The sequence below is a fragment of the Streptomyces polyrhachis genome (assembly GCF_042663125.1).
In the GTDB taxonomy this organism is placed as follows: domain Bacteria; phylum Actinomycetota; class Actinomycetes; order Streptomycetales; family Streptomycetaceae; genus Streptomyces; species Streptomyces polyrhachii.
The window spans coordinates 67,121-80,872 of the sequence record NZ_JBHSZO010000008.1 but is presented as its reverse complement, the minus strand read 5'-3'; the positions used below and the strand labels follow the sequence as shown (position 1 = coordinate 80,872).

The window sequence follows — 13,752 nt, the reverse complement described above, 5'->3', positions numbered from 1 at the left end:
GGCGGCGCCCGCGCGCTTCGTACGAAAGCGTCCCGCCTGCGTGCGCAAGCCTTCCGTTTCGTACGTCCCACGCGGCCGGGGCGCCCGCAGGTGGCACCATGACCCGGTGGAAGCCACCCGGACGCAGACCCCCGCCGTCATCGCCCACCGCGGCGCCTCGCAGGAGGCACCCGAACACACGCTGGCGGCCTACCGTACCGCTATCGACTCCGGCGCGGACGCTCTGGAGTGCGATATCCGGCTGACCGCGGACGGCCATCTCGTCTGCGTCCACGACCGGCGCGTCAACCGCACCTCCAACGGCAAAGGGGCGGTCTCCCGGCTGGAGTTGGCGGAGCTGGCCGCCCTCGACTTCGGCTCGTGGAAGCCCACCGCCGCCGAGGACGAGGCGCCCGAGTGGGAGCGCACCTCCGTCCTGACCCTGGAGCGCCTGCTGCAGCTCGTCGCCGAGGCCCCGCGCCGGGTGGAGCTGGCGATCGAGACCAAGCACCCCACGCGCTGGGCCGGGCAGGTCGAGGAGCGGCTGGTGGCGCTGCTGCGGGAGTACGGGCTGGACCGGCCGCCCGCGGGGGAGGCGCCGGCGGTGCGGGTGATGAGCTTCTCGGCGCGCTCGCTGCAGCGGGTGCGCGAGCGGCTGCCGCAGGTGCCCACCGTCTATCTGACGCAGTTCCTCCTCCCCCGCTACCGCGACGGCTCGCTGCCGCCGGGGGTGCGCATCGCCGGGCCGGGTCTGCGGATCGTGCGGAGCAGTCCGGAGTACGTGGCGCGCCTGCACCGCGCCGGCCACCAGGTGCACGTCTGGACGGTGGACGAACCGGAGGACGTGGAGCTGTGCGCGCGGCTGGGCGTGGACGCGATCATCACCAACCGGCCCCGGCAGGTGCTGGCCCAACTCGGCCGGTAACCGCCCGCGCACAAGCCCCGTACGCAAACGGAACGACGGCCACCGAAACCGCTACCGACCGCACGCCGCCGCATTCGTTGCGCAACTGTTCATAACGAGTACGTCAAGGCACCACCGCCGCCCGGTTTCCGCCCCGACGGGCGAGGGCATCTCTCCCCTGGCGTGGGGCGGCGGTCGACGGCGGTCCGCAGCAGCGGATCCGGGGCGGCGGCAGGGTGTGGAAGGGGTTTCGGGGGTGGTGACGTACGTGATGGCACACGCGGTGCCCGCGTCCTCGACGGTGGCGGTGCCCCACGGCCCGGCCGGCGTGGGCGGCGCCCGGCGCCGGATGCGCAGTGAGCTGACGCGGGCCGGAGCGGCCGATACGGCGGTGGACGACGCGGTGCTGATCCTCTCGGAGCTGCTGAGCAACGCCTGCCGCCACGCCCGCCCGATCGGCGCGGACGGCGCGGTACGGGCCCACTGGGCGCTCGACGCGCGTGGCCGCATCACGGTCGCGGTGACGGACGGCGGCGGCCCCACCCGCCCCCTCCCGGCCAGCCCTTCGGTGACCGCGCACGGCGGCCGGGGCCTGGCGATCATCCGCAGCCTCGCGAAGGACTGGGGCGTCGACTACGGCGCCGGCGAGGTCACGGTCTGGGCCGCGCTCCCCCGCCGCGCGGAGGCGCTCTACACGGCGGACCTCGCCTCGTAGGCCCGGCTGCGGTGTACGACCGGCCGCCCGGCCCTCCCCGGGAAAGCGGCTAAGCTCGCGCGCGTACGAGCCGCCGCCGCGGCACACCGCGCGCAGGATCCGGGAGACCGACAAGCATGGCCAAGAAGCGCCGCCCGCAGCCCCAGGCAGCAAGCAACCGGCCCCAGGCCACCGCGGGCGAGATCCCCGTCGTCGGTGCCCGCGAGCCCTGCCCGTGCGGCTCCGGCCGCCGCTACAAGGCGTGCCACGGCCGCGCCGCCGACAGCGCCGCGGGGCCCGCGCGCCGCCCCTTCGAAGGGCTGCCGGCGGAGTGCGACTGGATCGCCCTGCGCGAACTGGTCCCCGCCGCCACCGTGGAGCTGACCCTGAAGGACGGCCTCCCCGAGGGCGTCCCCTCCGTCACCCTGGCGACCGTGCTGCCGATGGCCTGGCCCGCACTGCGCCGCGAGAACGGCGCGGTTCTGATCGGCCTGCAGAACGACACCCCCGGCGACGACATCAGCCGCGACCTCGCCGCCGTGCTGACCGCCGCCCTCGCCGCCGAGCCCGGCACCCCGGTGGCCGCCGTCGCGGGCGCCGCCGACGGCCCCGGGCTGCAGGAACTCCTCGACACCGAGGCCCCGTTCGAGCCGCGGGTGCACCCGGGCTTCGAGTTCTGGATCGAGGACGCCGACGCCGCCTCCGGCGAGGTCGCCGCCTCCCTGGAGCGGGCCAACGCCGCCGCGCTGCCGACCGTACGACTGGCGGGCGTGGAGTCGGCCTACTGGTGCGAGACCCCGGAGAAGAACCACCTGCGCTGGGTGATGCCGCACGAGGAGGACCGCCTCCTGGACGCGCTGGCCCGGCTGCACGCGGCCGGCGAGTCCTCGCTCGGCGAGGGCACCCGCCTGGTCGGCTCCTTCCGGGCGCACGGCCTGCTCGTACCGGTCTGGGACCTGCCCACGACGATGACCGCCGAGGACTGCGAGAAGCCGGCCGCCGCCTTCGCCGAGCGCCTGACCGGGGCACTGACCGCGACCGGTCCGCTGACCGCGGCCGAGCGCGGTGCGCGCAGCAGCCTCACCAACCGGCAGATCACGCTGAGTTGAGCGATCCGCGCGGGGCCTCCCCCCGCGCGGACCGACCGCCGCCGCGGGCGCTTCGTCACCCTGCGGCGACGGTCCGGACACGCACCGCACAAGGGCGCTATGGCATTGGTCACTCCGGTCGGGAAAGCCGCGATCGGAGGCCGGCCGGCAATTTGCGTATCGCCGATTCCTTGTTACGGTCACTCATACGCCCGGTCGCTGGTGCATCCCCCGTCGCCAGCGACCGGGTTTTCGCAACGCCCGGCACGCGCCCCCAAGCTCTTCGAGCAGGGGGTACCCCCGGCCGCACGGCGAATCAGGACAGGTGGCTCCGCCACATGACCTGATCCACCGCACGCCGAGAGCACGCACCGGACGCCGCTCTCCGGGGTGAGCTATAAGGCTTAGCGGCCGTTCTGTTCTGAGGGGCTCATTGCCGCGCCTGCCGCTACCAGTTCGTTGATTACCGTGGATACCTCCGGTAGCCAGGGGGCTGTGGTCGGGCCTGTCTGCGGGGGGCGTTCCCAGTGTGTTCGGGCTGCTCCGCATGTCGTGGGGGGGAGGGCCAGGTAGCCGCCGTCGCCGTGGAAGCGCAGGGTGGGGGGGACCCACTCCAACTCGTAGAGCAGCTCGCCCAGTTCGGCCAGGCTGTACGGGGCCACCAGCAGTGCCCAGCGTTGTGGCGTGGCCACCACGGGGCCGGTGCGCACCCCGCGCCTGTCCAGGGCGCGCAGTGCCTGCGCGCCGGCCGGAGCGGGGAGGCTGACGGCGCTCGGGCCGCGGCCGCCGGTGGCCAGCAGCAGGGACGCCTGCGGGCGTACCCGCCACCACCAGCGCACCATGCGCGGATCGGCGGTGGCGGCCGGCAGCGGCGGATCGAGGGGGTGCGCCCCGGGCTGCGGGCAGTCGGGGACGGGGCACGAACAGCGCACCGGAGCGGGGCGGGCCGCGGCGCGCCGTACGAGGAACGGGACCTCCGGCTCGCGCCGGGGGGCCGGGCTCGCGCCGGGCAGGACGCGCCAGCCGAAGCCGGCGGCGTAGTCGAAGGCCGCGGCCGGCAGCGCGGAGCCCGTACTCCCGGGGAGTCCGAGCCTGCGCCGCATGCGTCTTCCGGGGGTCTCGCGCATCAGCGCACCGCCTCCTCGATCGTTCCCGCGACGGGGGTGCGGCGGGTGTCGCGCGCACCTGCGTGGACCGCTGGTCCGGTCCAGGGCCAGCTCGGAACAGGACTAGAACAGGACTAGAACAGGACTGACTGACGTGCCTGACTGCCGGGCGGAGTGCGGGCATGAACACCCGCTGCCCTGAAGCTGGTTGCCGACGTGCCGACCGCGTGCCCGCCCCCTGAGCATGCTGCACGGGCCGCCCGATCCGGGCGCGGCACGCGGACAGTACTCGAGACGCCCTGCCGCCCTCCCCCCGGAGGAGCCGTTCGCAGGGGTCACACCGTTCCTCGGGTATGACGCTCCGGTACGCCCCGCGGGTTCCGGGGCGTGTCTTCGAGACCGTAGAACTCATGCCCAGCAGACCGCAACACCCCGCGGCAAGGGGCGCTTTTCAGCCAATCCCACAGGTGTTCCCAGGACACTTCAGACGCACCCTGCCGCAAGCCGACAACACTGGACATCGCGTCACCGGTACGTGTAAATGTGGACGCACTGTCAGCCGGGTAGCTGGCGGCATTCATCTACGGGCACGGGGTGGCTAGTGATGCTGACGAGCGCATGGCACGGGCCGGCCGTGATCGGACGGCGGCTCCCTTGAGCACCCCGTCGCTGCCGAATGTGGCGGGAATCGACCTGCCCCGCGCGCCCCTCGCGCCCCCGGCGGCGGCCGCCGCCCAGGCCGGCGCCGAGGGGCCCCGCGCGGTGGGCGCGCCCGGCGGGGCGGGGGAGGACGCCGACCGGGGCGCCCTGACCTCGTGGATCGCGGACCTGACGACCCTGCACGAGCTGACCTCCTCCCTCTCCCACACCGCCGGCCTGGACGACGCGCTGCACGAGGTGCTGCGGGCCGGCGCGCTGCTGGTGGGCGCCCGGCGCGGCTTCGTGGTGCTGCGCCCCGCCGACGGCCTCGGCCCCATCGCGCACGTCGGACTGGGGCTCAGCCGCTCCGAGTTGGGCGCGATCGAGACCATCCCGCGCCACTCCGCGCCCTGCGAGCTGCTGATCGACGCCCCCGGCCGGCCCGCGGCGGAGATCCTCCACCCCGACCTCGCCCAGGAGCCGGACCTGGACCCGCGCCACCGCGAGGTCGCCGCCCGCCTGGGCTGCGGCGCCAGCTACGCGGTGCCGCTGGTGACCCGCTCCGGCGCGGTGCTCGGCGCGGCCGTCTGGCTCTTCGACGAGCCGACGGTCCCGCCCGACGGGCGCCGCCAGCTCCTGGCCCTCTACCTGTGCCACGCCGCCGAGAGCCTGGCCCGGCGGGTGGAGCTGCGCCGCACCCAGCAGGCGCTGCTGCTGCTGCGCGAGGGGCTGCTGCCCCCCCGGCTGCCGCAGGTGCCGGGCGCCCGACTGGCCGTCCGGCACTGCACGGGCCCGCGCGGCGGCGGCGACTGGTACGACGTACTGCCGCTCTCCGACGGCGCGTTGGGCCTGGCACTCGGCTCGGTCACCGGCAGCGGCGCCGCCGCGGTGGCCGCGATGGGGCGGCTGCGGGCGGGCCTGCGGGCGTACGCGGTGATGGAGGGGGAGGACCCGGTCGCGGTCCTGTCCGACCTGGAGCTGCTGATGCGCCAGACCGAGGGCCGGCGCACCGCCACCGCGCTCTACGCGCACGTCGAGCCGGGCAGCCGGCGGCTGGTGCTGGCCGGGGCGGGGCACTGCCCGCCGCTGATCACCGGCGACAGGCGCACCGAGTTCGCCGAGACCACCCTGTCCGCCCCGCTGGGCATGCTCGCCTGCTGGGAGGCGCCGAGCATCGACATCGACCCCGCCCCCGGCGAGACGGTGCTGCTCTACACCGACGGCCTGCTGCACCGCAGCGGCGAGCCGATGGAGCGGGCGCTGAGCCGGCTGCACCAGGCGGCGTCGTGCGCCCCGCCCCCGGCCCGCCAGGATCCGCAGCTGCTGGCCGACCACGTGCTGCGGGTGATGCTGCCGGACGGCCCCGACGGCAGGGCGCAGGACCAGGACCATCCGGAGGACGTGGTGCTGCTGGCGGTGCAGCTGACGCGCTGAGCGCGGCAGGACCGCCCCGTAGCCCCTTTCCCGCCGCCGCGCTGCCCTGACCTGTCGGATTCCCCCATACGATGGACGGGGACGTATCGATTCAGGAGGCAGCAGTGACGGAGCGGACGACCGAGAACCGGGACGGGCAGACGGAGCTGGGCGAGTCGGTCGGCCCGGATGCCCCGGAGACCACCGAGGGTGAGCAGGCCGAGGCGCTCAAGCAGCGCAAGAACGGGCTGTACCCGGGCGTCTCCGACGAACTCGCCGAGAACATGAAGCAGGGCTGGGCCGACACCGAGCGCCACGTGCTGGAGCCCATCGAGCAGGCCGGGCACACCGCGCGCCGCCGCGCCGCGCTGTCCGCCGCCTTCCCCGGCGAGCGCCTGGTGATCCCGGCGGGCCGCCTGAAGGTCCGCGCCAACGACACCGACTACGCCTTCCGCCCCTCCTCCGACTACGTCTACCTCACCGGCGACGACACGGAGAACGGCGTACTGGTGCTGGAGCCCGCCAAGGACGGCGCCGGCCACGAGGCCACCGCCTACCTGCTGCCGCGCTCCGACCGCGAGAACGGCGAGTTCTGGCTCTCCGGCCAGGGCGAGCTGTGGGTCGGCCGCCGCAACAGCCTCACCGAGAACGAGAAGCTGCTGGGCCTCGCGGTGAAGGACGTCCGCGAGCTGCCCGAGGCGCTGACCGGGGCCACCGGCCCGGTGCGGGTGCTGCGCGGCTACGACACCGTGATCGAGTCGGCGCTCACCGACAAGGTGACCGCCGAGCGCGACGAGGAGTTCCGCGTCCACCTCTCCGAGCTGCGCCGGGTGAAGGACGCCTGGGAGATCGGCGAGCTGCGCTTCGCCTGCGAGGCCACCGCCCGCGGCTTCGAGGACGTCGTGAAGGTGCTCGACAAGGCCGAGGCCACCTCCGAGCGCTACATCGAGGGCACGTTCTTCCTGCGCGCCCGTATCGAGGGCAACGACGTCGGCTACGGCTCCATCTGCGCCTCCGGCCCGCACGCCACCACCCTGCACTGGGTGCGCAACGACGGCCCCGTGCGCTCCGGCGACCTGCTGCTGCTGGACGCGGGTGTGGAGACGCGCAGCTACTACACCGCCGACGTGACCCGTACCCTCCCGGTCGACGGCCGCTTCACCGCGCTGCAGCGCCGCATCTACGACGCGGTCTACGACGCCCAGGAGGCCGGCATCGCGGCCGTGAAGCCGGGTGCCCCGTACCGCGACTTCCACGACGCCGCCCAGCGGGTGCTGGCCGAGCGGCTGGTGTCCTGGGGGCTGCTGGGCGACCTGGACGTGGAGAAGGTGCTGGAGCTGGGGCTGCAGCGCCGCTGGACGCTGCACGGCACGGGCCACATGCTCGGCCTGGACGTGCACGACTGCGCCGCCGCGCGCACCGAGCAGTACGTCAACAGCGAGCTGGAGCCGGGCGTGGTGCTGACCGTGGAGCCGGGGCTGTACTTCCAGGCCGACGACCTGACGGTGCCGGAGGAGTACCGGGGCATCGGTGTGCGCATCGAGGACGACATCCTGGTCACCGAGGACGGCAACGTGAACCTCTCGGCGGGGCTGCCGCGCCGCGCCGACGAGGTCGAGGAGTGGATGGCGCGCCTGCGTCGGGGCTGAGTCCCCGGCGGTGCGCACCGAGGGCCGGCGGGGAGTCCCCGCCGGCCCTCGGGCTTTTTTCGCAGGCGGCCCGGCGCGGGGTCAGGGGTTGACCGCCAGGAAGACGAACGAGGCGAAGACCACCAGGTGCACCCCCGCCTGCAGCAGCGTCGCGCGGCCCATGACGACCGTGAGGGTGCCGACGATCGCGGTCAGCACGAGCAGCACCAGATGGGTGGCGCCCAGGCCCAGCAGCAGCTTGCCGTCGATCCAGATGGAGGCCAGCGCGATCACCGGGATGGTCAGGCCGATGCTGGCGACCGCGGAGCCGTAGGCCAGGTTCAGGCTGGTCTGCACCTCGTCGCGGGCCGCGGCCCGTACCGCTGTGATCGTCTCGGGCGCCAGGACCAGCAGCGCGATGACGACGCCGACCACGGCGGCGGGCAGGCCGGCGGAGTCGACGGCCGACTTCAGCGCCGGGGAGGCGAGCTTGGCCAGGCCGACCACGGCGATCAGCGCGAGCAGCAGCAGGGCCAGGCTGGTCCACGCCTGGCGGGGGGTGGGGCGCGGGCCGTGGTCGCCGGGCTCGTAGTCGCCGGGGTAGCGGTCGCGGCAGCGCTCGGCCGGAGTGTCTGGGGCGGTGGTGGGGGCGTGCGGGGTGGCGGTGGCGGGGACGGGGGAGGGGCGGGCGTCGGCGGGCGGGGGCGCGGGCTCGTAGGAGCGGACCGGGACGAAGTGCTCGCGGTGGCGGACCGTCTGGACCAGCACGAAGACCCCGTAGAGCAGCAGCGAGGCGATGGCGGCGTAGGCGAGCTGCGGCGGGGAGTACTCCGGGCCGTTCTGGCTGGAGGTGTAGCGCGGCAGTACGAGGGTGAGCGTGGCCAGGGTGATCACCGTGGCCAGCAGCGCGCCGGCCCCCTCGGCGTTGAACACGGCGGTGCGGTAGCGCAGCGAGGCGACCAGCAGCGCGGCGCCCGCCACCCCGTTGCAGGTGATCATCACGGCGGCGAAGACCGTGTCGCGGGCCAGGGAGTCCGCCTCGCTGCCGCCGGAGACCATCAGGGTGATGATCAGGCCGACCTCGATGAGCGTGACGGCGACGGCCAGGACCAGGGTGCCGAAGGGCTCCCCGACCCGGTGGGCGACGACCTCGGCGTGGTGGACGGCGGCGACCACCGCGCCGACCAGCGCCAGCCCGACCAGGGCGATCCCCCAGCCGGCCAGGTCGCGGCCCCAGCAGGCGGCGAGGACCACGAGGGCGAGGGCGGGGACCGCCGCGGGCCACAGGCGCAGCAGCGGGGAGGGGGAAGCGGAGGCCATGCCCCGACCCTCCCGGTCGGGGGGTCCGCGCGCACGCGGGGGCGGGTGGGCGGGTGACGCCGCCCGCCGCCGCGCCTACGGCTTGCGGCTCACCGCGCAGAACTCGTCGACCTGTGCGGGCAGCCCGAAGGGGTTCTCCACCGGCCGCCAGCGCGAGCAGGAGACCACGCCCGGCTCCAGCAGCTCGTTGTCCTCGTGGAAGCCGGCCAGCTCCGCGGGGGTGCGCAGGTGGTACGTGGGCCGGCCGACCTCGTTCCAGATCTCGATGGCCCGCTCGAAGGCCGCGCCGGTGACCTCGCTCGTACCGTCGGCGGTGACCAGGTAGCTGCCGGCGGGCAGGGCGGCCAGCAGGCGCTTGACGATGGAGCGGGCCTCGCCGGTGTCCTCGATGTGGCCGAGGATGTTGAGCAGCATCAGGGCGATGGGCTGGTCGAAGTCCAGGATCGCGCCCGCCTCGGCGACGATGCGGTCGGGGTCGCGCAGGTCGGCGTCGATGTACCGGGTGACGCCGTCCGGGCTGGAGGTGAGCAGGGCGCGGGCGTGGGCCAGGACGATGGGGTCGTTGTCGACGTAGACGATGCGCGCGTCGGGGGCGGTGCGCTGGGCGACCTCGTGGGTGTTGTCCAGGGTGGGCAGGCCCGTACCGATGTCGAGGAACTGCCGGACGCCCGCCTCGCCCGCGAGGTGCGCCACGGCGCGGCTGAGGAAGGCGCGCGAGTGGCGGGCGACGGGGACGATGTCCGGGTAGATCTCGCAGAACTGGTCGCCCACCACGCGGTCGACCTCGTAGTTGTCCTTGCCGCCGAGCCAGTAGTTCCAGATCCGGGGGGAGTGCGGGACGGTCGTGTCGATCACGGGGTCGGGCTGGGCGGCGTGGGTGGTCACGTGGTCTCCATTGCAAAGAGGTCGGCGGGGCACGCGCGTTCGTTCAACGCTCAAGGTAACGGGGCGGGTTGGGACTCAGCAGGCAGATGGCGGGAAACGGTCGCGGCGCTGGTGGCGGGCGGCGGAATCGACGGCGGCGCGGGCCTCGCGGGGGGTGAGGCCGGTGGCGGTGGCGGCGTCCACGAGGGTCTGCGCGAGGGAGCTGCCGTGCCCGGACTCGTACGCCCGGCAGGCCGCCCAGAACAGCCGGGCGTTGCGCTCCCCGGGGCGCGAGCGCTGGACGAAGCGCACCAGCGCCTCGGCGCGGGCGTCGGGGGTGCGGGGAGGGCCGGGGGCGCGGCGGGGCGGTGGCGCCGTCGGGGTGGGCGGCGCGGTGAGCAGGCGCAGGAGGGCGGCGGGGACAGGGGCGGGGAAGAGGGCGGAGCCCGCAGCGAGGCGGTAGCCGCCGGCGAGGGTGCGCGAGCCGGGGCCGGTGAGGTAGCCGCCGCGGCCGCGGACGTCGATGCCGGGGGCCAGCCGGGAGGCGGAGTTGGGGACGGCGGCGTCCGGCGGCCCGGTGAACCACAGGTGCAGGCCCCCGCTGGGGGTGGCGACGACGACGGTCTCCGGGAGGGTGAACCCGTGGACTCCGCCCAGGGCTTGGAGCGCGGCGAGGCTGTCGGCGCCGTGCTTGACGTCCAGGTCGACGCCGATGAGGTGGTGCGGCGGCCGGCAGCAGGCGATGCCGTAGCCGGTGGCCCAGGGGGCGGCGGCGAAGAGGGCGCGCAGTGCGGCGGGGTCGGTGGTGGCGTCGTGGACGCCGTGGCCCGGGAGGCCGCACTCGCCGCGGCAGGGGGCGGGGGGCTCCCCGCCGGGAGGGGCGCCGCGGTGCGGGGAGGGGATCGCGGGCTGCTTGGTGCGGGAGAGGGGGAAGACGGGCAGCTGGTGGCGGGCGGCGGCGAGGGCCGCGGCCAGCGCGGGGGAATGGGCCGAAACAGGTCCGTCCATACCCCTATATTCGTACGAACGTTCGATGATCGGAAGGGGGTGGGGCGGGAGGTTTGCGGGCCTGCGCTCACGCCTGCGGGGGATTCGAGGTATCTGCTGCGATAAGTCCCCTATCGCCGGGCAGAGATGTCTCCGCGACGTCGCAACCCGCAGCCGGGAGGCCGGCCAACCGCCCCGGTACCAGCTCGACTTCCATCCTTACGGGAGGCATTCCACATGGCCCACATGGCATCGATCCGCACCGCTCGCCTCATCGCCGCCGTGGCCTCGATCCCGCTCGCCGCAGCGATGATGGGCGGCATCGCCCATGCGGACGACGGCGCCTTCGCCCACGGCTTCTCCAACGCCGCCAACGTCGGCCAGTCCCTGTCCGTGAAGGGCAAGAGCGGAGGCATCAACTCCCAGGTCCAGCAGGTGGCCCTGGGCGGCGGCTCGAACAAGAGCAACTCGGCCAACGTCATCGGCTGGGGCAACTACATCGACCAGAGCGAGACGACGATCCTCTTCTCCAAGCTCTGGTAAGCCCGCCCGTACGAGCCCAGGCGGCCGCGTCCCCCGAGGGACGCGGCCGCCGCGTGTCAGGGACGGGGCCGGGGCTTCTCCGACCTCAGGAGGTGGGGCGGGCCCCACCCCTACTCCCTGAGGCGGAGCCGCGCTCGCGACCTTTGGCCGATCCCGCGCCGGGTGCCCGGCTCCTAGCGTGGACGCTATGACCGCCACCCTGCGCCGCAGCGCCGACACCGCCCCCGGCGCCCTCCCGCCCCGGCCGACGTTCACCTCGTACGTCACCGAGCGCGGCCCGGTCCTGCTGCGCACCGCGCGTGCCATGACGCCCAACCCGGCGGACGCCGAGGACCTGCTGCAGACCGCGCTCACCAGCACCTACCTCGCCTGGGAGCGGATCGAGGACCCGCGCGCCCTGGACGGCTACGTCCGCCGCGCGCTGCTCAACACCCGTACCTCGCAGTGGCGCCGGCGGCGGGTGGCGGAGTTCGCGGCGGGCGACGAGCTGCCCGAGTCGCCCGAGCCGGCCGCCGCGCCGCGGTCCGCGCGCTGCGGCGACCCGGCCGAGCGCCAGGCGGTGCGCGACGCGGTGTGGCGGGCGGTGCTGCGGCTGCCGGCGCGGCAGCGGGCGATGGTGGTGCTGCGCTACTACGAGGACCTGAGCGAGGTCCGCACCGCCGAGCTGCTCGGGGTCTCGGTCGGTACGGTCAAGAGCGCCGTCTCGCGCGCGCTGGCCAAGCTGCGGGAGGACGCGGGGCTGGAGGAGCTGGTGGCCGCCGCCTAGCGCGGGGGCGGGGCGGGGCCGGGACTTCATGGGGCCGAACCGGTGACAATCCGACCCCCGGACGGCACAATCAGCGCCAGTGATTGCTGGCGCTTTTCCGTTCCGTGAATCAGCGCCTCCCATACCGCCGCCTGGAGGCCCACGTGCTGAGCACGATGCAGGACGTACCCCTGACCGTCTCGCGGATCCTGACCCACGGGTCCACGGTCCACGGCCGCGCGAAGGTCGTCACCTGGACCGGCGGGGAGCCGCAGGAGCGCTCCTTCGCCGAGGTGGGCGCCCGCGCCGCACAGCTCGCCCACGCCCTCCGCGACGAGCTGGGCGTCCGCCCGCAGGAGCCGGTCGCCACCCTGGCCTGGAACAACGCCGAGCACCTGGAGGCGTACCTGGCGATCCCCGCCGCCGGCGCCGTGCTGCACACCCTCAACCTCCGCCTGCCGCCCGCCCAGTTGGCGTGGATCGTCAACCACGCGGCGGACCGCGTCGTCATCGCCAACGGCACCCTGATCCCGCTGCTCGCACCGCTGCTGCCGCACCTCAAGAGCGTCGAGCACGTGGTCGTCGCCGGCGTCGGCGACCGCACCCCGCTGGAGGGCCTGGGCGTGCGGGTCCACGAGTACGAGGAGCTGATCGCCGGCCGCCCCGAGACGTACGACTGGCCCGAGATCGACGAGCGCGAGGCCGCCGCGCTGTGCTACACCTCCGGCACCACCGGCGACCCCAAGGGCGTGCTCTACAGCCACCGTTCGGTCTACCTGCACTGCATGCAGGTCAACTCCGCCGAGTCCTTCGGCCTCACCCCGGCCGACCTCGCGCTGCCCGTCGTGCCGATGTTCCACGTCAACGCCTGGGGGCTGCCGCACGCCGCGTTCATGGCCGGCGCCTCGCTGCTGATGCCCGACCGCTTCCTGCAGCCGGCCCCGCTGGCCGACATGATCGAGCAGCTCCGCCCGACCATCTCCGGCGCCGTGCCGACCATCTGGCAGGGACTGCTGGCCGAGCTGGACGCCAAGCCGCGCGACACCTCCTCCCTCAGCCGCGTCATCATCGGCGGCTCCGCCTGCCCGCCGGCGCTGATGAAGGCGTTCGACGAGCGCCACGGCATCCGCCTGGTCCACGCCTGGGGCATGACGGAGACCTCCCCGCTGGGCACGGTCTGCTACGCGCCGCCCGGCGTCGACGGCGAGGAGGAGTTCGCCTACCGCCTCACCCAGGGCCGCTTCGCCGCCTCCGTCGAGGCGCGCCTGGTCGGCCCCGACGGCACGGTGCAGCCCTGGGACGGCGCGGCGGCCGGCGAGCTGGAGGTGCGCGGCCCGTGGATCGCGGGGGCGTACTACGGCGGCGCGCAGGGTGAGCCCTTCCGCCCGGAGGACAAGTTCAGCGAGGACGGCTGGCTGCGTACCGGCGACGTCGGCACCATCACCGCCGACGGCTTCCTGACGCTCACCGACCGCGCCAAGGACGTCATCAAGTCCGGCGGCGAGTGGATCTCCTCGGTGGAGCTGGAGAACGAGCTGATGGCGCACCCGCAGGTCGCGGAGGCCGCCGTGGTCGCCGTCCCCGACCCCAAGTGGGACGAGCGCCCGCTGGCCGCCGTGGTGCCCGTGGCGGGCGCGGAGCTGGACTTCGAGGAGCTGCGCGCCTTCCTCGGCGAGCGGATCGCGAAGTGGCAGCTGCCGGAGCGCTGGACGCTGATCGAGGCGGTGCCCAAGACGAGCGTGGGCAAGTTCGACAAGAAGGCGCTGCGCAAGAGCTACGCGGACGGGGAGCTGACAGTCGTCACACTCTGACGTTACGCTGAGTCACGGTCGATGACCGTAG

Annotated in this window: 12 protein-coding genes; 8 read left to right on the top strand and 4 right to left on the bottom strand. The window is 74.4% G+C overall.

The window, feature by feature from the left end; genetic code table 11:
* Nucleotides 1-106: 106 nt before the first annotated feature.
* The 3 genes from ACFQLX_RS07370 (at nt 107) to ACFQLX_RS07360 (ending at nt 2,686) form a co-directional block, all read left to right on the top strand.
* A complete protein-coding gene (locus tag ACFQLX_RS07370) occupies nt 107-904 on the top strand; it encodes a glycerophosphodiester phosphodiesterase (RefSeq protein WP_386413240.1) in 798 nt (265 codons plus the stop codon).
* A 238-nt stretch (nt 905-1,142) separates the two neighbouring features.
* Nucleotides 1,143-1,598 (top strand): ATP-binding protein, encoded by a 456-nt coding sequence (locus ACFQLX_RS07365; protein WP_386413239.1) that lies wholly within the window; start codon nt 1,143-1,145, stop codon nt 1,596-1,598.
* A gap of 116 nt (nt 1,599-1,714) precedes the next feature.
* On the top strand, nt 1,715-2,686 hold the full coding sequence (locus ACFQLX_RS07360) for a DUF5926 family protein (RefSeq protein ID WP_386413238.1): 972 nt from the start codon (nt 1,715-1,717) through the stop codon (nt 2,684-2,686).
* A 383-nt stretch (nt 2,687-3,069) separates the two neighbouring features.
* On the opposite strand, the gene ACFQLX_RS07355 is transcribed toward ACFQLX_RS07360, so the two are convergent.
* Nucleotides 3,070-3,792 carry a bifunctional DNA primase/polymerase gene (locus ACFQLX_RS07355; protein ID WP_386413237.1) on the bottom strand — a complete coding sequence of 241 codons (723 nt, stop codon included), beginning with the start codon at nt 3,790-3,792 and terminating at the stop codon, nt 3,070-3,072.
* A gap of 597 nt (nt 3,793-4,389) precedes the next feature.
* Between ACFQLX_RS07355 and ACFQLX_RS07350 the strand changes: the two genes are divergently transcribed.
* Nucleotides 4,390-5,844: a PP2C family protein-serine/threonine phosphatase gene (locus tag ACFQLX_RS07350; protein WP_386413332.1), complete on the top strand. Its 1,455-nt coding sequence runs from the start codon at nt 4,390-4,392 to the stop codon at nt 5,842-5,844.
* An 89-nt stretch (nt 5,845-5,933) separates the two neighbouring features.
* Nucleotides 5,934-7,472, top strand: coding sequence for an aminopeptidase P family protein (locus ACFQLX_RS07345; RefSeq protein WP_386413331.1), 1,539 nt, complete (start codon nt 5,934-5,936; stop codon nt 7,470-7,472).
* A gap of 81 nt (nt 7,473-7,553) precedes the next feature.
* On the opposite strand, the gene ACFQLX_RS07340 is transcribed toward ACFQLX_RS07345, so the two are convergent.
* The 3 genes from ACFQLX_RS07340 to ACFQLX_RS07330 all read right to left on the bottom strand — a co-directional run bounded on the left by ACFQLX_RS07340 (nt 7,554) and on the right by ACFQLX_RS07330 (nt 10,643).
* Nucleotides 7,554-8,771 carry a calcium:cation antiporter gene (locus ACFQLX_RS07340; protein WP_386413236.1) on the bottom strand — a complete coding sequence of 406 codons (1,218 nt, stop codon included), beginning with the start codon at nt 8,769-8,771 and terminating at the stop codon, nt 7,554-7,556.
* A 75-nt stretch (nt 8,772-8,846) separates the two neighbouring features.
* Nucleotides 8,847-9,656, bottom strand: coding sequence for an SAM-dependent methyltransferase (locus tag ACFQLX_RS07335; RefSeq protein ID WP_386413235.1), 810 nt, complete (start codon nt 9,654-9,656; stop codon nt 8,847-8,849).
* 75 nt (nt 9,657-9,731) lie between these two features.
* Nucleotides 9,732-10,643, bottom strand: a complete 912-nt coding sequence (locus tag ACFQLX_RS07330; RefSeq protein ID WP_386413234.1) for a bifunctional DNA primase/polymerase — start codon at nt 10,641-10,643, stop codon at nt 9,732-9,734.
* 216 nt (nt 10,644-10,859) lie between these two features.
* On the opposite strand from ACFQLX_RS07330, the gene ACFQLX_RS07325 reads away from it, so the two are divergent.
* From ACFQLX_RS07325 to ACFQLX_RS07315, 3 genes are all read left to right on the top strand, one after another.
* Nucleotides 10,860-11,165, top strand: a complete 306-nt coding sequence (locus ACFQLX_RS07325; protein WP_386413233.1) for a hypothetical protein — start codon at nt 10,860-10,862, stop codon at nt 11,163-11,165.
* A gap of 187 nt (nt 11,166-11,352) precedes the next feature.
* Complete coding sequence (locus tag ACFQLX_RS07320) at nt 11,353-11,931, top strand: SigE family RNA polymerase sigma factor (RefSeq protein WP_386413232.1); 579 nt, start codon at nt 11,353-11,355, stop codon at nt 11,929-11,931.
* A 143-nt stretch (nt 11,932-12,074) separates the two neighbouring features.
* Entirely contained in the window at nt 12,075-13,721 is a 1,647-nt protein-coding gene (locus ACFQLX_RS07315) for a long-chain fatty acid--CoA ligase (RefSeq protein ID WP_386413231.1), read from the top strand.
* Nucleotides 13,722-13,752: the final 31 nt, after the last annotated feature.

Bases quoted from the DNA above. Each gene is read 5' to 3' on its own strand.
- ACFQLX_RS07355 (WP_386413237.1), bottom strand. From the start codon at position 3,792: ATGCGCGAGACCCCCGGAAGACGCATGCGGCGCAGGCTCGGACTCCCC.
- ACFQLX_RS07340 (WP_386413236.1), bottom strand. From the start codon at position 8,771: ATGGCCTCCGCTTCCCCCTCCCCGCTGCTGCGCCTGTGGCCCGCGGCG.
- ACFQLX_RS07320 (WP_386413232.1), top strand. From the start codon at position 11,353: ATGACCGCCACCCTGCGCCGCAGCGCCGACACCGCCCCCGGCGCCCTC.
- ACFQLX_RS07350 (WP_386413332.1), top strand. From the start codon at position 4,390: ATGGCACGGGCCGGCCGTGATCGGACGGCGGCTCCCTTGAGCACCCCG.
- ACFQLX_RS07330 (WP_386413234.1), bottom strand. From the start codon at position 10,643: ATGGACGGACCTGTTTCGGCCCATTCCCCCGCGCTGGCCGCGGCCCTC.
- ACFQLX_RS07360 (WP_386413238.1), top strand. From the start codon at position 1,715: ATGGCCAAGAAGCGCCGCCCGCAGCCCCAGGCAGCAAGCAACCGGCCC.
- ACFQLX_RS07325 (WP_386413233.1), top strand. From the start codon at position 10,860: ATGGCCCACATGGCATCGATCCGCACCGCTCGCCTCATCGCCGCCGTG.